Origin of the sequence: Mycobacterium szulgai, from assembly GCF_002116635.1 — a bacterium.
Classification (GTDB): domain Bacteria; phylum Actinomycetota; class Actinomycetes; order Mycobacteriales; family Mycobacteriaceae; genus Mycobacterium; species Mycobacterium szulgai.
Window position 1 is genome coordinate 37,115 of the sequence record NZ_LQPW01000144.1, and the last position, 18,217, is coordinate 55,331.

Below are 18,217 nucleotides of genomic sequence, written 5' to 3' on the forward strand. Positions count from 1 at the left end.
GCAAAGATCAAGCGCCGCTGGTACCGGCGTGCCTAGTCAGCAAAGCTTTGTGCTCCATGCAATTCGACAGATGTAGTACGCTTCGGCCGCCCGTCCGGCGCGGTACGGCCCGGCGGAATCGGTTGGCAACCAGCCGCGCCAGCCCCGGGTCGGCGCCCAGCGGTTCGGTGACCAGATCAGCGCCGCAGCCGGCCAGCCGCTCTTGAAACAACCCGTCGGCAAGCAGATAAGACGCAACCACGACGCGACGCGCACCGCGGCGCCGGGCGGCGGCCACCGCCTGATAGATATCCGGCTCCCCGGTGGCCGCGAATCCGAGGTCGACTCGGGACCCGATCAGCGCGGATAGCAGGGTCGCGGTGTGGCACAGGTCGGCCTGCGCCCGCCGATCGGAGGTACCCGCGGCGCCAAGAATCACCGAATCACCGGACCGCCAGCCCGATTTCACCAATTGCTGAGCGACTATCCGCGCGATTTCCGGGCCCGGTCCCAAGGCTGCAGTGACAGTGACACTCGGATGCCTGCTGGCCACCACGTGCCCCGGTAGGTCCGCGCGGACGTGGTAGCCGCGAGACAGGAACGCCGGCACCACAATTGCCGGTTGCGCCGAATTGAGACCCGAAAGCAATTCGCCGGGCGTGGGTCCAAGCACGTCGACGAAAGCGACCTGCACGCTCTGGCCGACCAGCCGGCTCACCTGCTCGGCGAGATTCCCGATCATCGCGATGCCGGACGATCTGCGGGTGCCGTGTGCCGTCAGAATCAGACTCATAGGTCACGCCCGGAATCGACCGCGAGCCGGTAGCCGCGCTTGACCACGGTTGCGACAATGTTCTTGTCGCCCAGGGCCGTTCGTAGTCTCAGCACTGCGGTGTCGACCGCGTGGGTGTCGTCGCCGTTGCCGGGCAAGATACCCAGCAGGTCATTGCGCGCTACCACGTCGCCGGGGCGCTGCGCCAGCGCGCGCAGAATTGCCATTCCCGAACCCGACACCGTCTTGACGCAACCGTCTACCAGTACGCAGGTTCCGCGAATGTCGATCACATGACCGGCGGCCTTGACGCTGGTGGAGCCCAGCACGGGCAGTTCCTCGGCGATGTGCCGGGCCAAGGCGCCCAACCGCATTCGTTCCGGAGAGGACGTCGGGATGCCGCGCCGGATCAATGGGCGCGAGGTCACCGGACCGACGCACATGGCGTGTACCGCGGTGCGCAGCGCTTCCACCAGTTGGTCCTCGATGTCCAATTCGCGGCCGCGTTCCAGTACCGCCGCAGCCGCGGGTGCCGAGGTGAAACTGACTGCGTCGAATTGCCGCCGGGCGATCCCGGTGACCAACTGATCGAACTCACCCCCCAACGGTGTCGGCTTCCAGCGGTACACCCGGATGGGCGTCACTTCGGCCCCCGCCGAACGCAATTGGGTGAGGAATTCCGGAAAGGGATCCCACGCGTCGGCGGCGCCATGCAGCTGAATGGCGATATGCATGCCGGATACCCCCGAATCGAGCAGGTATTCCAGCACCTCCTGGGAGGATTCGGATTCCGGCGACCACTCCTCGCGTAGCCCGGCGGCACGCAGCGCCCCGGTGGCTTTGGGGCCGCGCGAGACGATGCGGCCCGCCGACAACGACTTGATGAGTTGGTTGGCCAGTCCCCACCCCTCGGCGGCGGCGACCCAGCCCCGAAAACCGATGCCGGTGTGAGCGACCAATATGTCAGGCGGGTTAACGATTAATGCTTCGGTATTGCGTTGCAGCTCATCGTCATCCGGAAGCGCAATCATGCTGATCGCGGGCGCACTGCAGACCTCAGCGCCTTGACGGCGCAGCAGTGCACAGAGCTCCTCGGCGCGGCGAGCTGACGTCACCGCGACCCGGTAGCCGGTCAGTGGCGCAGATTCGGGCTGGGCCATATGACGTTTGTATGCCTAAGAAATTTCCATTGCGTTACCGCGCAATTGCTGACGCATTGCTCTGTGCGGCGGTGTTAATTACACCCCCACAGTGGCGCATTCAGCTTTCGTTTGCGGGACCGCGGCTGCCGAAGACGGCCTGCGCACGTACATGACCCAGGTGAGCAGGGCGGCAATCACATAGGACGCCAAGAACATCCAATACGCCGACGTTTCCGTGCCGCTGCGCAGATACGACTCACGCAGCGCCAGATTGATTCCCACTCCGCCGAGCGCACCGACCGCCGCGCAGAAGCCGATCAGCGATCCCGACATGGCGCGTGACCAGTGCCGGCGTTCGGCGTCGCTGAGATTCAGCGCGCGGCTGCGGGCTTCGAAGACCGACGGAATCAGTTTGAACACAGACCCGTTGCCCATGCCGGCCAGAATGAAGAGCGCAATGAAGCCGACGACGGAACCCGCCAGCGTGATGGTGCTGGTGCTGACGTGATTGTCGTCCAGGGTGCTGATGCCGACCAGTAGCCCCGCGGCCGCGGTCATGCCGCCCAGGACCCAAAGCGTGACGCGGCTACCGCCGATACGGTCCGCCAGGCGTCCACCGTAGATCCGGGCCAGCGAACCCAATAGCGGTCCCACGAAGGCGATCTGGGCGGCATGCAGCGACGCGTGCTTGATGCTTTCGCCGCCTTGCTCGAAGTGGACCTGCAACACCTCACCGAAGGCGAATGCGAACCCGATCCAGGAACCGAAGGTGCAGATGTACAGCAGCGAAATCACCCAGGTGTGCCGCACGAACAGAATCGAACGCATGGTGTTGGCTTCGATGCCGTGATCCAGGTTGTCCATGAACAGCGCAGCGGCTATGCCGACGAGCGCCAGTGCCACCAGGTAGACGGCGCAGACCCAGTACGGCGCTTCATGTCCGGCGGTGGCAAGCACCAGCAGGCCGACGAGTTGGATCACGGCCACCCCGAGGTTGCCGCCTCCGGCGTTAAGGGCCAGCGCCCAGCCCTTGAGCCGCTGCGGGTAGAACGCGTTGACGTTGGCCAGCGACGCCGCGTAGTTGCCGCCGCCCAGGCCGGTAAGCGCGGCACACACCACGTAAGGCCACAGCGGCAGTCCGGGGTTGGCCAGCAGCACGATGGTGCCGACGGTGGGGATGAGCAATACGAACGCGGAGAAGGCCGTCCAGTTGCGGCCGCCGAACTTGGCGATGCCCAAGGTGTAGGGGATCCGCACGCAGCCGCCGACGAACGTGGCGACGGCACCCAGCAGTAGCTTGTCGCCGGCGGTGAAGCCGTATACGGATGCCGGCATGAACAGTGTCATCACCGACCACAGCGACCAGATGGAGAACGCCACATGGTCACCGGCCACCGTGCACAGCAGGTTGCGCCGGGCGATTTTGTCGTTGCCAGCCTCCCAGGCCGCGCTGTCTTCGGGATTCCACTCCGCGATGCGATGGTTGCGGCCCATAGGGGTATTCGCCTTTCGTGGACGTTGCTGGTGGACTTAGTTGTGTCCGAACCGATGTGACGCCGGCCACTATGCTGGCCGGGCAGACACCAAACGCTGAACAGACCTCCCCGCTCGATTGATGCTCACACCCATGGTGGAAGACCGTCAACTCAATCGGGCCGATATCGGCTGAAAGTTGAATCAGAGTTGTCTGTTAGCTGGCTGATTACCAGACGTCGCCGGCACGCCAATCGCACATCAGCTCAGCCGAGGTATCCAGTTCGATGTCGACCGGCAGCACGAACACCGTGCCGTCATCGTCGGGCGTGCGTATTGGTCCGGTCGGCGCCAGCACCGAGGTCGGGCCGAGCCAGGGCAGCCACCCGCGCGAGGCGTACAGCCGCCGCGCGCGGTCCGACGAACTCAGGGCACCCAGCTGGTAGGCCCCGCGCATCACTTGCTCGACGCCGTCCAGCAGCGCCCGCACCAGCCCCTGGCCGCGCCAATCTTCGCGCACCGCAACGCCTTCCACGTAACCGCAGCGAAGCGCGTTGCCGCGATAGATCAGCCGGCGTTGCACCACCGCAGCATGCGCGATGATCGCGCCGTGGTGCCAGATCACGGCATGCATGCCGCCCAGCGTGTGTTCCCAGTCCGTATCGGCGAAATCACCGGCGAAGGCCTCGACGACCATTTCATGAATCCGCTGCCGCGTCTCGTTGTCGAGATCGGCGGTATGGACCAGGCGAGCCGTGTGTACCTGGGCGTGCACGGTTTCGTGTCTACCAGGAAGCTAGGCGCGCGGGCGCGCCCAGTGCATCCGTACGTATTGACCAGGCCGCACCTGGGCGACTTTGTCGATGTCCGCATCGACCACCACGCCGGCGACGGGGTATCCGCCGGTGATCGGGTGATCGGGACCCAGGATCACCGGCAACCCGTTGGGCGGTACCTGGATCGCGCCACGGGTGGCTCCCTCACTGGGCAGCTGCCGATCCGGCCAGCGGTGCTGCAGCGGACGTCCTTCCAGCCGCATTCCCACCCGGTCGCTGCGGTTGGAAGCCATCCAGATCGTGTGTACCAACGCGTCCGGATCGTCCAGCCAGTCGTCCCGCGGCCCCGGCATCACCTGCAGTTCCACCAGATGTTCCTCGATGGCGGCCACCGGCGCCTGGTCGAGTTCGGGGTAGTCGTCGGTGTGTTCGCCCACCGGCAGTACGTCGCCGGCCCGCAACGGTGCCGGACCTATCGCCGACAGCACGTCGTAGCTGCGCGATCCCAGCACCGGCTCGATGCAGATGCCGCCGCGTACCGCCAGGTAGGTGCGCAGTCCTGCGCGCGGAGTGCCCAGCGAGATCACCTGGCCGTTACGAACATGGTGAATGCTGTTGGTGCCGAACAGTTTTCCGTTGACGGTGGGGTCGGCGTCGGCGCCCGTCACCGCGATGTCGACGTCGCCGCCGCGGACCAGGGCCGAGAAGCCGCCGAACGTAACTTCGACGGTGGCCCGGTCATCGGGGTTGGCGACCAGCCGATTGGCCAGCGTGTGAGCGCGGCGGTCGGCGGCCCCGGATTGGCCGACGCCAAGGTGTGCCAATCCCGCCCGGCCCAGGTCCTGAATGACGGCCAGTGGTCCGCTGCGCAGGATTTCCAGAGTTGTCACGGGAACCTCCTTCCTATTCGGCTCACCCCGCCCGGAACCGTACCCACGTGCCCTGCGTGAGCAGCGCCGGATCGGGCCGGTGGATATCCCACAGGACAGCGTCGGTGTGGCCGATGACCTGCCACCCGCCGGGCGATTGGCGCGGGTAGATCGACGTGAATTCGCCGGCCAGGGCGACCGAACCGGCGGGCACCGCCGTGCGCGGTTCGGCCCGGCGCGGTACCCGTAGCTGTGGATCGCCGCCGATCAAGTAGGCGAAGCCGGGGGCGAACCCGGCGAATCCCACCCGCCACGGGGCGCTGGTGTGGGCGTTGATGACCTGGGCGGTGGTCAGCCCGGTATGGCCGGCGACCTCGGCCAGATCGGGGCCGTCGTAGACGACGTCGATCACGATCTCGTCGGCGGGCCCGGCACCCGCGTCGGCGTCCAGGGCGACCGGCAACTTGCGTATCCGCTGCCGGGTGGCGCCCTGGTGTTGGGGTGCGTCGAGTTTCACCAGCACCGTGCGCGACGCCGGGACGATGTCGACCACCCCTGGCAGCGCGGCCGCACGCAGTGCGTCCGCCCACGCCAATACGTTCTCGGTGGTGTCACATTGCAGCAGCAGTGCTTGGTCGCCGTAGTCGAGAATGGGGCAGACCAGTGGGTCGGTCACCGACTCCATGGAGAGGTTCGGCAGGCTCATTCTTTGACGGTAGCGCCGTGATCAGAGGGTCGGCCAGAGATTTTGGAGCACTGCCAGAGGTGCCTTAGCAAACGCTCAGCTAGCCCAGAACCTTGCCGATCAACGGGGGCAGTTGATCGGCGATCACCGGGTAGCTCAGCGGCGACGAGAAGGCGATGGCCCCGGCCTGCTCCTTGGTGGTGAAAATGTGCCGGTTCTGCGCGGTTGCCTGCGCGGCAGCGACGTCGGGGTCGGCCAGCAACGCCTGCTGCTCCTCGGGGCTCTCGGTGGTCCAGATCACCACGTCGGCGGAATCGAGCACCTCTTTGATGTGCTCGCGCGGAATGATCGCGCGGGGGTCGGTGGCAAAGGGCTTGATGCTGTCGGAAATGACCAGACCCATCTGATTCAAGAAGTCGGTGCGCCAGCCCGCCGTGGTCGCCACCACCGTGCCCTGCCAGAGCCTGCCCTGCATCAGCAGCGCCTTCTTGCCCTTCCATTGCGCGTTCTTCTGGCCGACGTCGGTGAACTGCTTGTCTACTGCGTCGATCAGCGACTTCATCTCGTTGGCCTGGAACACCGCCTGACCGATCGCGGTGGCCTGGTCCTTCCACGGCTCGAAGAAGGCGTCGCCGTCGGATTGCGCCAGAGTCGGTGCGATCGCCGACAGCTTCTTGTACGTGTCCGCGTCCAGTCCGGCGTTGACGGCTACGATCAGGTCGGGTTTGAGCCCGGCGATCTGATCTACCTGAATTCCGTTGTCCAGGTTGAGCACAACAGGTTGCGCGGGGCCGAGCCTGGGCTGGGCCCATGGCCAAACCGCGAACGGCTGGTCGCCGAACCAGTTGGTGATCGCGATGGGCACCACGCCCAGCGCGAGCAAGTCGTCCTGTTCGGTGTAGCCGGCGCTGACCACGCGTTTGGGCGGTTCCTTGATGACGGTCTGTCCGAACAGATGGGTGATCGTCACCGCGCCGCCGCCGGCGTTGCCAGCCGCGGGCTTGGATCCCGAGCACGCCGTGAGCAGCCCTGTGGCGCCGGCGAGCTGCAGGAATCCCCGCCGACTCAAGCCCTGATGCACAGCGAGAGAGTATCGCGTGGGCTACCGGAGCGTCAGTTACGTGGCCGGGGCTTGGGCGTATAACCCTCCCAGGGGGAGTAATCCGCGATCAGCTCCTCCTGCGGCGGACGCTGATCGGCCGGCACGTGCTGCAGATTGATCCGGATCCGGTACCAGATGGAACTCGGTCCGCGCATGCCGTCGACCAGGACGTCGACCGGCTGCAGCCGCTCGGCCGCGGCGGGATAGCGAGCGCGCCAGGTGTCCAGCGCGGTCATCGCCTCGTCCTTGGTCTTGGTGCGGGCGATCTCGATGAGCGGCATCGACGAGACCCGCCTACCGTCTGCGCTCTTTTTGGCGCCCTTTGGCGCCTTTTCCGGCGGGCCCAGTTCTTCGGCCAGGATCAGCAGTCGGTCCAGCTCGCCGACGGCGTCATCCATCCCGGCCCACGGGTCGCCCAGCTCGGCGAACCGGCCGGGCACGGTGGCGATGGTGAACGCAGCCGGGTCGCAGCCGGCGACCTCATCCCAATGCAAGGGGGTGGACACCCGGGCATCCGGGGTGGCGCGCACCGAGTAGGCCGAGGCCACCGTGCGGTCCTTGGCGTTCTGGTTGAAGTCGACGAACACGCCCTCGCGTTCTTCCTTCCACCAGCGGCTGGTGGCCGCCTCGGGCGCGCGCCGCTCGACTTCCCTGGCAACGGTTTGCGCGGCCAGCCGCACCTGCTTGAACGTCCAGTGCGGCGCGATCCGTGCATAGACGTGAAAGCCCTTCGAGCCGGACGTCTTCGGCCACCCGACCAACCCGTAGTCTTCGAGCACCTCGCGGGCCACCAGCGCGACCTCGACGATGCGTTGCCAGCTCACCCCGGGCATCGGGTCGAGGTCCACCCGCAACTCGTCGGGGTGATCGAGATCGCCGGCGCGCACCGCGTGCGGATTGAGGTCGACGCAGCCCAGGTTGATCGCCCAGGCCAGGCCGGCGGCGTCATGGATGACCGCTTCGGCGGCGGAAGTGCCGGACGCATAACGCAATTCGGCGACGTCCACCCAGTCCGGGCGCTTCTGCGGCGCGCGCTTCTGAAACACCGCCTCTTCGGTGATGCCCTTGACGAAGCGCTTGAGGATCATCGGCCGCCCGGCGACGCCGCGCAGCGCCCCGTCGGACACCGACAGGTAGTAGCGGATCAGGTCGAGCTTGGTGATGTTTCGGCCGGGGAAGACCACCTTGCCCGGGTGGGTGATGGCGATCTCGCGTCCGGCCACTTCCATTGACACCGGGCCGGTCATGGAAGTCCATGCTAATTCCGGCCGACTCTCTGGCCGCATTGCGATGGCCGTCACATATTGTGAGGTTATGCCTAACCTCAGTGATCTCCCCGGGGTCGGAAAAATCCAGCAGTACGTCGAACGCGGCGCATCCGAGCTGCACTACGTGCGCAAGATCTTCGAAGCGGGAGCGTTCCGGCTGGAGTCGCCGATCAAAACCGCCGCGATGGCCGCCGATATCCAGAAATGGGGCGAGTTCGGCATGCTGCCCTCGCTCAACGCCCGGCGGCACCCCGACCGCGCGGCGTGCATCGACGAAGAGGGCGAGTTCACCTACGCCGAACTCGACGAAGCCGCCCACGCGGTGGCCAACGGCCTGATAGAGAAGGGGATCAAGGGCGGCGACGGCGTCGCCATCCTGGCCCGCAATACTCGCTGGTTCCTCATCGCCAACTACGGCGCCGCCCGAACCGGTGCCCGCATCATCCTGCTCAACAGCGAATTCTCCGGACCGCAGATCAAAGAGGTGTCCGAGCGCGAAGGCGCGAAGCTGATCATTTACGACGACGAGTACACCAAGGCCGTCAGCAAGGCCGAGCCGGAGCTGGGCAAGCTGCGGGCGCTGGGTACCAACCCGGACGCCGACGAGCCGTCGGGCAGCACGGACGAGACGCTGGCCGAGTTGATCGAGCGCAGCAGCTCCGAACCCGCCCCCAAGGCCAGCAAGCACGCGTCGATCATCATCCTGACCAGTGGGACCACCGGCACTCCCAAGGGGGCGAACCGCAGCACGCCGCCCACGCTGGCCCCGGTTGGCGGCATTCTCTCGCACGTGCCGTTCAAGGCCAACGAGATCACCTCCTTGCCGGCCCCGATGTTCCACGCGCTGGGCTATCTGCACGGCACCATCGCGATGTTCCTGGGCTCGACGCTGGTGCTCCGGCGCAAGTTCAAGCCGCCGCTGGTGCTCGAAGACCTGGAGAAGTACAAGGTGACCGCCATGGTCGTAGTGCCGGTGATGCTCTCGCGGCTGTTGGACGCGATCGAGAAGATGGACAAGAAGCCCGATCTGTCCAGCCTGAAGATCATCTTCGTGTCCGGGTCGCAGCTGGGCGCCGAGCTGGCCACCCGCGCGATGAAGGACTTCGGTCCCGTCATCTACAACATGTACGGCTCGACGGAGATCGCGTTCGCCACCATCGCCGGGCCCAAGGACCTGGAGCGCAACGCCGCGACGGTTGGGCCGGTGGTCAAGGGCGTCAAGGTCAAGATCCTCGACGACAACGGCAAGGAGCTGCCCCAGGGCGAGGTGGGGCGGATCTTCGTCGGCAACGCCTTCCCGTTCGAGGGCTACACCGGCGGGGGGCACAAGCAGATCATCGACGGCCTGATGTCGTCCGGAGACGTCGGTTACTTCGACGAGCACGGCCTGCTCTACGTCAGCGGCCGCGACGACGAGATGATCGTGTCCGGCGGCGAGAACGTCTTCCCGGCCGAAGTCGAAGATCTGATCAGCGGACACTCCGATGTCGTGGAAGCCACCGCGATCGGCGTCGAGGACAAGGAGTGGGGACACCGGCTGCGCGCCTTCGTGGTCAAGAAGGAAGGCGCCGACCTCGATGAAGACGCAGTCAAGCACTACGTGCGTGACCACTTGGCCCGTTACAAGGTGCCGCGGGAAGTCATCTTCCTCGACGAACTGCCGCGTAACCCCACCGGCAAGATCCTCAAGCGCGAGCTGCGCGAGATGGATATCGAGGACTAAGGGTCCCGGGGGAGGCCGAGCAGCCGCTCGGCGATGATGTTCAGCTGAACCTCTGACGTGCCGCCGTAGATGGTGGTGGCGCGGCTGGCCAACAGGTACTCGCCCCATTCACCGGGCAACTGCTCGGTGTCACCGATCGCGGCGTCGGTGCCGAACGAGGACACCGCGAACTCGGCATAGCCCTGGCCGGTGCGCATCGACAGCAGCTTGGAGATGGCAGCGGACGGCATCGCGTCACCGCCGGCCAAGGTCAGCAGCGTCGAGCGCAGGTTGAGCAACTTCGCGGCATGTCCTTCGGCGATCAGTTGCCCCGCCCGGTGATGGGCGACTTGGTCGAACTGCCCGTCGCGCACGAACTCCACGAACTGCGGCAGGGTGGCCAGGAAGTTAGCGTCGCTGCTGCCGATCGAAACCCGTTCTGCGGTAAGGGTATTGCGGCTGACCTCCCAGCCGCGGTTCACCTCGCCCAGCACCTGGTCGTCGGGCACGAACACGTCATCGATGTAGACGGTGTTGAACAACGTGTGTCCGGTGAGTTCACGTAGCGGCTTCACTTGCACGCCTTGGCTTTTCATGTCGAGCAGGAAGTACGTGATGCCATTGTGCTTAGGCGCTGACGGGTCCGTTCGCGCCAAAAGCGCTCCCCACTGCGCGTATTGGGCCGCGGTGGTCCAGATCTTCTGGCCGGTGATGCGCCAGCCGCCGTCCACCTTGGTCGCCTTGGTGGCTAGCCCGGCCAGATCCGATCCGGCGCCCGGCTCGGAAAACAGCTGGCACCAAATCATTTCACCGCGCAACGTGGGTGGCAGCAACCGTTGCTTCTGTTCCTCGGTGCCGAACGCCACGATCGACGGAATGATCCACGCCGCGATTCCCACCTGTGGCCGCTTCACCCGCCCGGTGGTGAATTCCTGGGCGATGATGATCTGCTCGACGGGTCCGGCCGCCCGGCCCCACGGCTTGGGCAGATACGGCAGCCCCCAACCGCCTTCGGCGATCGCCACCTTGCGTGACTCGCGGTCCATGCCCTTGAGCGTGCCGACCTCGGCGCGGATCTCGTCCCGCAGCTTCTCGGTTTCGGGGTCGAGGTCGATATCCACCGCGCGCATTCCGCTGGTCGTGGCGGTGTCGACCACGCGCTGCGGGTGCTCGGAGGCGCGGCCGAAGCCGGCGGCCAGAATCAGCGCCCGGCGGTAGTACACATTGGTGTCGTGCTCCCAGGTGAAGCCGATGCCGCCGTGCACCTGGATGCAGTCCTGCGTGCAGCGCTGGGCAGCGGCCGGCGCCAGCGTCGCGGCCACCGCGGCGGCGAACTCGACGTGAGGGCTCTCCTCGTCCCAAGCGCGCGCGGCATCCCACACCGCGGCGGTGGCCCGCTCGGTGTCGGCGATCATCTCCGCGCACTTGTGCTTGATGGCCTGGAACTGACCGATGGGCCGGCCGAACTGCTCGCGGATCTTCGCGTAGGCCGACGCGGTGTCGGTTGCCCAGCGCGCCACGCCGATGGCCTCGGCGGACAGCAGGGTGAACATCAGGGCGCGTGCGTTGGCCATGCTGAGGTTGGTCAGCAGGGCCTCGTCGCCGACCTCGACGGCATTGGCCCGCACGTGCGCGATGGGCCGTAGCGGGTCCAGGCTTTGCACCGGCTCGATCTCGAGCTGATCGGCGCGCAGCACCACCCACTCCTCGCCGCTGTCGATCGCCACCGGCAGCACCAGCACCGACGCTTGGGCCGCCGCGGGAACGGCGCGGGCCTCACCGCGGATGACCAGCGCCTCGTCCTTCGGCCCGTGCCGGGTGGCCGTCAGCCCCGAGTCCAGCGCATAGGCCGCGATGGCGGTGCCACTTGCCAGCTCGGCGAGCACCGCGGCTTTGGCATCGTGCGCAGAGATCAGTGCGCTGGCGATCGCCGAGGGCACGAACGGCCCGGGGACGGCCCCATAGCCGAACTCGGCCAGTACGATGGCCAACTCGAGGATGCCGAAGCCCTGGCCGCCGACGGCTTCGGCCAGATGCACGCCCTGCAGGCCTTGTTCGGCCGCGGACTGCCAGTACGGCGGCGGGTTCTCGATCGGGGTTTCCATCGCCTCGTGCAGCACCTCGGACGGCGCTACCCGCGCCACCAGGGACCGCACCGAATCGGCCAGGTCTTGATGTTCAGGGGTTATCGCGATCGGCATTGGTCGCCTTCCCTAGCTCTCTTGGGGTTCGTAACCAAGCTAACAACCGGTCGGTTGGTTCACCAGGTTGGCCAGCGGCTGTCCGTCGCGCAGCCGGCGGCAATTGTCGACGGCCTGGGTCAGATACCGCCGCATGGTGTCGGCGGTGTACCAGGTGACATGCGGCGACAGCACCACGTTGTCCAGGCGCAACAGCGGGTTGTCGGGTGCGATCGGCTCGACCTCGAAAACGTCCAGTCCCGCCGCGGCCAGCCGCCCGCCGCGCAACGCGTCGACGAGCGCCTGCTCGTCGACAACCGCACCGCGAGAGGTGTTGACCAGCACCGCATCCGGTTTCATCCGTGCCAGTGCTGTGCGGCCCAGCAAATGATGGGTATCCGGCGTCAACGGCAGGTGTAGTGAAATTATGTCGCACGCCGCGAGCAATTCGGGCAATGGCCGCCAGCCGGGCCGCCCGTTGTCGTGGGTGCTGGTGTGCAGCACGGTGGCTCCCATCGCGGCGACGATCTCGCCGACGCGTTTGGCGATGCTGCCGTAGCCGACCAGGCCGACCGTGCAGCCGCCGATATCCCGCACCTTCTCGCCCAGCTCCGGGTCCGACGGCCAGCCGCTGCCGTGGCGGACCGCGCGGTCGAGTGCGGTCAGCCGGCGCAACGCGGCCAGCATCAGCAGCACCGTGCCCTCGGCCACCGACGGGGCATTGGCACCGGGCATGTTGGCGACCCCGATGCCGCAGTCGGTGGCCGTATCCACATCGATGGTGTTCACCCCGGCGCCCAGCTTGTGCACCAGCCGCAACCGCCGGCCGCGCCGCAGGTCTTCGCCCGACAAGGGCCGTAGCACGTGCCATATCACCTCCGCGCCGGGCAACTCCCGGTAGAAGGCGTCGTCGTCGCTGTCCGCACACCACCGAACGTCGAGCCAATCCGATTCGGCGGCAAGGAAATCGAGAACTTTGGCGCCGGGGACGAAGTGGGCCAGAACGGTTACGGCCACCGCTGGGCGATCCACTCGGCGATGATGTCGGCCTGCTCGTCACGGGCACCCGGGGTGGTGAAGTAGTGGTCGGTGTCGATGGCGGCCCGCTGTTTGTCGGTGCTCGCCAGCGCGTCGTAGATGCGCTGGGCGTCTGACGGGAAGACGCCGGTGTCTGCCTCTGCGTTGATCACCAAAGCCGGGCAGTCGATGCGAGCCAGGTGCGGCTCGGCCCGGGTCTGGGCCACCCGCAGGCTCCACATGCCCAGCCAGTTGCGCAAGGTGGTGGCCGCCGCGATGCCGTACGCCGAGCGGTTCGCCTTGACCGGAGTACCCGCGTAGCACTGGTTGGGCGCGCGCTTGGTCGGCTCTATGCTGGGGTCGACCATGCGCGGATCGGCCCAGGTGCGCAGCACGGTAAACGGACGGTCCGAAAACCCCGCGGCGCGAACACGTTTCAGTTCCTTCTCGGCCCAGTCGGTGATGGCGTGGTTTCGGGCGATCTGCGCGACACGGTAACGGCGGACGAACTCCGGTGCGTACGGTGGTCCGTTGCTCTCATTGAACAGATCTAGTTCGGGATCGGTTGCGACGGGATCGTTTTCGTCGACGACGGCGCCGTCCATCCAGGCGGTCAGCACGTCGGGGCGCCCCGGATGGGCCGCGGTCGCGACGTAACCGTCGCCGGCCAGCGGGTCGACGGCCTGCGACTGGTATGCCGCCATCAGCGAGCCGCCGCCCGAATTGCCGAGCAGCAGCACCGTTTCCACGCCCTGCGTCTCTCGCAGCCAGCTCACCCCGACCCCGATGTCAATCAGTGCGTGATCGAGTACGAAGCTGCTTTCGAAACCGCGAAACCTGGTGTTCCAGCCCAGGAATCCGATGCCGCGGACGGCCATGTACTCGGCGAGGTAGTGCTCGGAGAAGTCGATCTGGTAGTGCGTGGCGATCATCGCCACTTTCGGTTTGCTCCCGGAGGCGCGGTGATACAGCCCCTGACACGGATGCCCGCCGGCTCCCGCGCGTGGCGCCGTCGGCGATGGAAGCCCGACGAATTCCCTGATGAGAGCGGTCAATTCGAGCGATCCTCCTCGCTGTAGATGGCGCGGTAGTAGATGTTGGCGAGCGTCCGGACGCAGGCCTGGTCGTCGGGTTCGCCCGAGCCGCTGAGCTGGATGTAGCAGAACTGGTTGAACATCGCCACGATAGCTTCGGCGAGCAACTGCGGATCATCACCGGGGCAGTACCCTTGCGCCTGCGCGCGCCGAACCGTATCGGCGATGAAAGTAATTGGGATGGAGCACATCTCGGCCCAATGCTGGGCGAAGTCTTCGTTGACCATGGCCAGCTGCGACACGCTGATCACCTCCGCGAGACGATGCCGGTAGGTGTGCCAATGAGCCGCTGCCGCCTCGTACGCGCGCTCGCGGTTGGACAGGCCGTGGTGGGTGACCGACAGTGCCCGCTCGCTGGCCTCGTCACGAAAGCGCCGCGCCCATTGCCGGACCATCGCCTCTTTGGAGTCGTAGTAGTTGTAGAACGACGCCGACGAGCGGCCCGCTTCGGCGGCGATGTCGGCGATGGTGGTGGCCAGGATTCCCTTGCGCGCGATAACCGTTCGTGCAGCCGCGTCGATCGCGGCCTGGGTCCGCCGGCCGCGGTGCGTCGGGAAGTCGGGCGCGGTCGACACTGGCACTTCCTCCCTGGATGAAATCTGAATCTGATGTTAGATTCAGATTTAGATTCTGGCCAGTGCCGCCCGGGTCGATGGGAGCCACGAAATGACGCAAATGATCAAGCCGCACAACACCAACACCGAGTTCGAGCTCGGCGGAATCAACCATGTCGCTTTGGTGTGCTCGGACATGGCGCGCACTGTGACCTTCTATCGCGACATCCTGGGCATGCCGCTGGTCAAATCGCTCGATCTGCCCGGCGGGCAGGGGCAGCACTTCTTCTTCGATGCCGGCAACGGCGACTGCGTCGCCTTCTTCTGGTTCGCCGACGCTCCCGATCGGGTGCCGGGTGTCTCGTCGCCGGATGCCATCCCCGGCATCGGGGACATCACCAGTGCGGTGAGCACCATGAACCACTTGGCGTTTCATGTGCCGGCCGAGAAATTCGACGCTTACCGGCAGCGGCTCAAACAGAAGGGCGTGCGGGTGGGCCCGGTGCTCAACCATGACGAGAGCGACATGCAGGTATCGAAGACGGTACATCCGGGCGTGTATGTACGTTCCTTCTATTTCCAGGATCCTGACGGCATTACCCTGGAATTCGCCTGCTGGGTAAAGGAATTCACCGAGGCGGACACGCCGGCGGTGCCCAAGACCGCGGCCGACCGGCGGCCTGCGATGGCTGCCGGCCACTAGAACCCCCGACATCAGTGACCGAGGGCATTTTGAGTGACGCGCAGATCGCTACGCTCAGCGCAGCGCAGCGCCGCGAGCTGATTGCCCGGCTCGCGCTGCCCCTGCACGAATTGGAGGATCCACAGGTCCTGGCTCGTGAGCGGCGCATCAGGCTGGGTCTGATCGTGGCCGGCTGCATCATTCTGATCCCCTGGATCGGCTACCTCGGGATGACGCTGCCGCAGAAGTATGTCGCCCACAACTGGCCGGTGACCTGGGTGGGCTTCGATCTGCTGCTCGTCTTTTTCATGGCGTCGACGGCCTATTTCGGGTATCGGCGACGCCGGCTACTGTTGCTCAGCGCGTTCACCACCGGCGTCCTGCTGGTCTGCGACGCGTGGTTCGACCTGCTGACCGCCGGACCCGAAGACGCCTGGTTGTCGGTAATCACGGCGATGCTGATCGAGATACCCATGGCTTGGCTGCTGATCAGGGGTGCTCTTCGGCTGCTGCGACTCAGCATGGCGCGATTGTTGGTCGATCCCGACACGCGACTGTGGCGGATCCCGCTTTTCTACGACTACAGTCGCTGAATCGCGATCCGGGCGTTGATGTGCCAGATCGATCCGTTGCCGTTGACCTGCAGGTAAATGTCCTTCACCTGATCGCCGACCTGGTGTTCGACCACCAGCTTGGTTTCGTTGTCCACTTTCAGGAACGTCTCCATCAGGCTGGGAATGACGTCGGCGTTGCTGCCGGTGCCTACCGACAGTGCCTTCGAATTGCTGGAGTTGATCAGGTGCGGGGTGGGTTTGGTGTTTGGCGGCGTGGCGTCTTCGAGACGCCGTAGCCGGGCGTAGCCGGCCGCCGGGGTGGGATTCATCGGGATGGTGGTCAGGCTTGCGGAGTCGTAGTAGTTGACGATCGAGCTGGCCGTGATGTGATAGCGACCCGGCTGCAGCGTCACGACGCCGGTCTTGTCGTCAAGGCTGATGCTTTGGCCTTCCTGAACTTCCCGGGTATTGAACACGCGGGTATTCCAGCCGGGCACCACCGGCTTGTTGGTCAGCGCGTATTCGGCGTAGACCGCGTATTCGGCCGTCGGCGTGCTCTGATCGCGGTCGCACCCGGCGACGGTGGCGGCGGTAGCGATCAGCGCTAGCGCGCAAGCGGCCAATGTGAGGGCGCGGGTCCTGGTCATGACTTCCAGGCTGGCACCCCTACCGTTGCTTCGAATCGGTGAAGTCACCAGTGCGGTACAGGCTTGGCTCGGTGAGTTCGACAAGCAGCGATGCCAGGTGGTCGGCGAGTTGTTCTGGCTCCAGTTGCACATCGCCGGCCAACCAGGCGCTCAGGGTCTGGCTGACGCCGCCTACCGCGAAGTGCGCCGCGGCTTTAACGCGCTCGTTTGCCGGAGCCCGCAGCGTGTCGACCGCATACTGGCCAGAGAGCACGGCGAACAAGGCGCTGGACTCGGCTCGTTTGCGCATCACCACCGCGTTGGCCAGCTGGGTGCTGAACAGCAGCCGCCCGATGCGCGCATCACCGGCGACGGTGCGCACCACGTTGGCCATCCCGGCGCGCGCCTGCTCGTCGGCCGGTACCGCCGCCACCGCCGCCTGGGTGGTCGCGGCCAGGTCGGCAACCACCCAATCGAATACGCCGGCCACGAATCCGTCCTTATCGACGAAGCTTTCGTAGAAGTAGCGGGAAGCCAGCCCGGCCCGGTGGCACACCCCGCGGACGGTCAGCTCGGACAGGTCTGGTTGGTCCGACCCCAGTAGGTCGAGCCCGGCGGCCAGCAGCCGGCGGCGGCGCCCGGCCAGGCGCTCGGCGGCATCGACACCGCGGTACGGCCGCTCGCCGCGACTCACCCAGGCCACCTTGACACCAGGGTAGGTTACCGCCAAAATCAGGAAACAAGCGTTCTCACAATTAGCTCGCGATCTTCGGGGCGAGTGCTGGGAGGCCACCCGATGGCAATTCAACAGACGGTTCGCCCGCCACTTCCGCATGTCGAGCGACCGATCTCCGATCCGCCCCGTCCGCACCGTTCGCGGCGCCGGCGCCGTGTCGCCAGTGACTACGGCCTGATGGGAGTGGCCCTGCTGGCCGGTCCGGCCAACGTGATCATGGAGCTGTCGCGCCCCGGCGTCGGCCACGGCGTGGCCGAGAGCCGCGTCGAAAGCGGTCGCATCGACCGCCACCCGATCAAGCGGGCGCGCACCACTTTCACCTATATCGCGGTGGCCAACGCCGGTACCGACGCCCAGAGGGTGGCGTTTCGCCGCGCCGTCAACCGCGCGCATGCGCAGGTCTACTCCACGCCCGATAGTCCGGTGTCGTATAACGCTTTTGATCCCGAGCTGCAGTTGTGGGTGGCGGCCTGCATCTACAAGGGGGGCGTCGACATCTACCGAACCTTCGTCGGCGAGATACCCGAGGAGGACGCCGACCGCCTCTACCGCGAGGGCATGTCGATCGGAACCACCCTGCAGGTGCCGCCGGACCTGTGGCCCGCGGACCGGGCCGCCTTCGACCGGTACTGGCAGGAGTCGCTGGACAAGGTGCACATCGACGAAACCGTCCGCGAATTCCTTTATCCCATTGCGGTTTCCCGGATAAAGGGCGTGCGCCTGCCGCGTGCCGTGCAGCAGCGGATGGAGAGTTTCAACCTGCTCATCACCACCGGCTTTCTGCCGCAGCGGTTTCGCGACGAGATGAGGTTGCCCTGGGATGCTGCCCGGCAACGCCGCTTCGACCAGTTGATGAGCCTGTTCGGCGCGGTAAACCGGATGCTGCCGCGGATCGTGCGGCAGTTCCCGTTCAACCTGATGCTGTGGGATCTGGATCGCCGGATGAAGACGGGTCGTCCATTGGTGTAGGGACGCCCCCGGCGGCCGTATTGAAAACGATTATCAA

General features: G+C 66.1%; 18 protein-coding genes. 4 read left to right on the top strand and 14 right to left on the bottom strand.

Features of this window, described 5'->3' with window-relative positions; genetic code table 11:
- Positions 1 to 7: 7 nt before the first annotated feature.
- The 8 genes from AWC27_RS20770 to ligD all read right to left on the bottom strand — a co-directional run bounded on the left by AWC27_RS20770 (position 8) and on the right by ligD (position 8,045).
- Positions 8 to 772, bottom strand: a complete 765-nt coding sequence (locus tag AWC27_RS20770; RefSeq protein ID WP_085672214.1) for a sirohydrochlorin chelatase — start codon at positions 770 to 772, stop codon at positions 8 to 10.
- Positions 769 to 1,911 carry a uroporphyrinogen-III synthase gene (locus AWC27_RS20775; RefSeq protein ID WP_085672215.1) on the bottom strand — a complete coding sequence of 381 codons (1,143 nt, stop codon included), beginning with the start codon at positions 1,909 to 1,911 and terminating at the stop codon, positions 769 to 771. Before AWC27_RS20775 ends, AWC27_RS20770 begins: the two co-directional genes overlap by 4 nt.
- Positions 1,912 to 1,989: 78 nt before the next feature.
- Positions 1,990 to 3,387, bottom strand: a complete 1,398-nt coding sequence (locus AWC27_RS20780) for a nitrate/nitrite transporter (RefSeq protein ID WP_085672216.1) — start codon at positions 3,385 to 3,387, stop codon at positions 1,990 to 1,992.
- A gap of 208 nt (positions 3,388 to 3,595) precedes the next feature.
- On the bottom strand, positions 3,596 to 4,141 hold the full coding sequence (gene aac(2')-Ic, locus AWC27_RS20785; protein WP_085672217.1) for an aminoglycoside N-acetyltransferase AAC(2')-Ic: 546 nt from the start codon (positions 4,139 to 4,141) through the stop codon (positions 3,596 to 3,598).
- Between the two features lie 21 nt (positions 4,142 to 4,162).
- Positions 4,163 to 5,032, bottom strand: coding sequence for a 5-oxoprolinase/urea amidolyase family protein (locus tag AWC27_RS20790; RefSeq protein ID WP_085672218.1), 870 nt, complete (start codon positions 5,030 to 5,032; stop codon positions 4,163 to 4,165).
- 22 nt (positions 5,033 to 5,054) lie between these two features.
- Positions 5,055 to 5,717, bottom strand: coding sequence for a 5-oxoprolinase subunit B family protein (locus AWC27_RS20795; RefSeq protein WP_085672219.1), 663 nt, complete (start codon positions 5,715 to 5,717; stop codon positions 5,055 to 5,057).
- Positions 5,718 to 5,796: 79 nt separating this feature from the next.
- A complete protein-coding gene (locus tag AWC27_RS20800) occupies positions 5,797 to 6,777 on the bottom strand; it encodes an ABC transporter substrate-binding protein (protein ID WP_085672220.1) in 981 nt (326 codons plus the stop codon).
- Between the two features lie 32 nt (positions 6,778 to 6,809).
- Positions 6,810 to 8,045, bottom strand: coding sequence for a non-homologous end-joining DNA ligase (gene ligD, locus AWC27_RS20805; RefSeq protein WP_085672221.1), 1,236 nt, complete (start codon positions 8,043 to 8,045; stop codon positions 6,810 to 6,812).
- A gap of 67 nt (positions 8,046 to 8,112) precedes the next feature.
- Here ligD and fadD2 point away from each other — a divergent pair, with 67 nt between their 5' ends.
- The gene (fadD2, locus tag AWC27_RS20810; RefSeq protein ID WP_085672222.1) at positions 8,113 to 9,789 is read left to right on the top strand and encodes a long-chain-fatty-acid--CoA ligase FadD2; all 1,677 of its coding nucleotides are present in this window, start codon (positions 8,113 to 8,115) and stop codon (positions 9,787 to 9,789) included.
- On the opposite strand, the gene AWC27_RS20815 is transcribed toward fadD2, so the two are convergent.
- From AWC27_RS20815 to AWC27_RS20830, 4 genes are read right to left on the bottom strand one after another with little or no spacing between them, the layout of a single operon-like run.
- Entirely contained in the window at positions 9,786 to 11,969 is a 2,184-nt protein-coding gene (locus tag AWC27_RS20815) for an acyl-CoA dehydrogenase family protein (protein WP_085672223.1), read from the bottom strand. The two genes, fadD2 and AWC27_RS20815, sit on opposite strands and share 4 nt — an antisense overlap.
- 39 nt (positions 11,970 to 12,008) lie before the next feature.
- On the bottom strand, positions 12,009 to 12,965 hold the full coding sequence (locus AWC27_RS20820; RefSeq protein ID WP_372516890.1) for a 2-hydroxyacid dehydrogenase: 957 nt from the start codon (positions 12,963 to 12,965) through the stop codon (positions 12,009 to 12,011).
- Complete coding sequence (locus tag AWC27_RS20825) at positions 12,956 to 14,020, bottom strand: alpha/beta hydrolase (RefSeq protein WP_085672225.1); 1,065 nt, start codon at positions 14,018 to 14,020, stop codon at positions 12,956 to 12,958. Before AWC27_RS20825 ends, AWC27_RS20820 begins: the two co-directional genes overlap by 10 nt.
- Positions 14,017 to 14,634 (bottom strand): TetR/AcrR family transcriptional regulator, encoded by a 618-nt coding sequence (locus AWC27_RS20830; protein ID WP_139837128.1) that lies wholly within the window; start codon positions 14,632 to 14,634, stop codon positions 14,017 to 14,019. Before AWC27_RS20830 ends, AWC27_RS20825 begins: the two co-directional genes overlap by 4 nt.
- Before the next feature lie 100 nt (positions 14,635 to 14,734).
- Between AWC27_RS20830 and AWC27_RS20835 the strand changes: the two genes are divergently transcribed.
- Both AWC27_RS20835 and AWC27_RS20840 read left to right on the top strand, forming a co-directional pair.
- A complete protein-coding gene (locus tag AWC27_RS20835; RefSeq protein WP_085672251.1) occupies positions 14,735 to 15,316 on the top strand; it encodes a VOC family protein in 582 nt (193 codons plus the stop codon).
- Positions 15,317 to 15,330: 14 nt separating this feature from the next.
- On the top strand, positions 15,331 to 15,888 hold the full coding sequence (locus tag AWC27_RS20840) for a hypothetical protein (RefSeq protein WP_085672227.1): 558 nt from the start codon (positions 15,331 to 15,333) through the stop codon (positions 15,886 to 15,888).
- On the opposite strand, the gene AWC27_RS20845 is transcribed toward AWC27_RS20840, so the two are convergent.
- Positions 15,876 to 16,496, bottom strand: coding sequence for a hypothetical protein (locus AWC27_RS20845; RefSeq protein WP_085672228.1), 621 nt, complete (start codon positions 16,494 to 16,496; stop codon positions 15,876 to 15,878). The two genes, AWC27_RS20840 and AWC27_RS20845, sit on opposite strands and share 13 nt — an antisense overlap.
- 19 nt (positions 16,497 to 16,515) lie before the next feature.
- The gene (locus AWC27_RS20850) at positions 16,516 to 17,169 is read right to left on the bottom strand and encodes a TetR family transcriptional regulator (protein ID WP_085672252.1); all 654 of its coding nucleotides are present in this window, start codon (positions 17,167 to 17,169) and stop codon (positions 16,516 to 16,518) included.
- A 102-nt stretch (positions 17,170 to 17,271) separates the two neighbouring features.
- Here AWC27_RS20850 and AWC27_RS20855 point away from each other — a divergent pair, with 102 nt between their 5' ends.
- Entirely contained in the window at positions 17,272 to 18,180 is a 909-nt protein-coding gene (locus tag AWC27_RS20855; protein WP_085672229.1) for an oxygenase MpaB family protein, read from the top strand.
- Positions 18,181 to 18,217 lie beyond the last annotated feature (37 nt).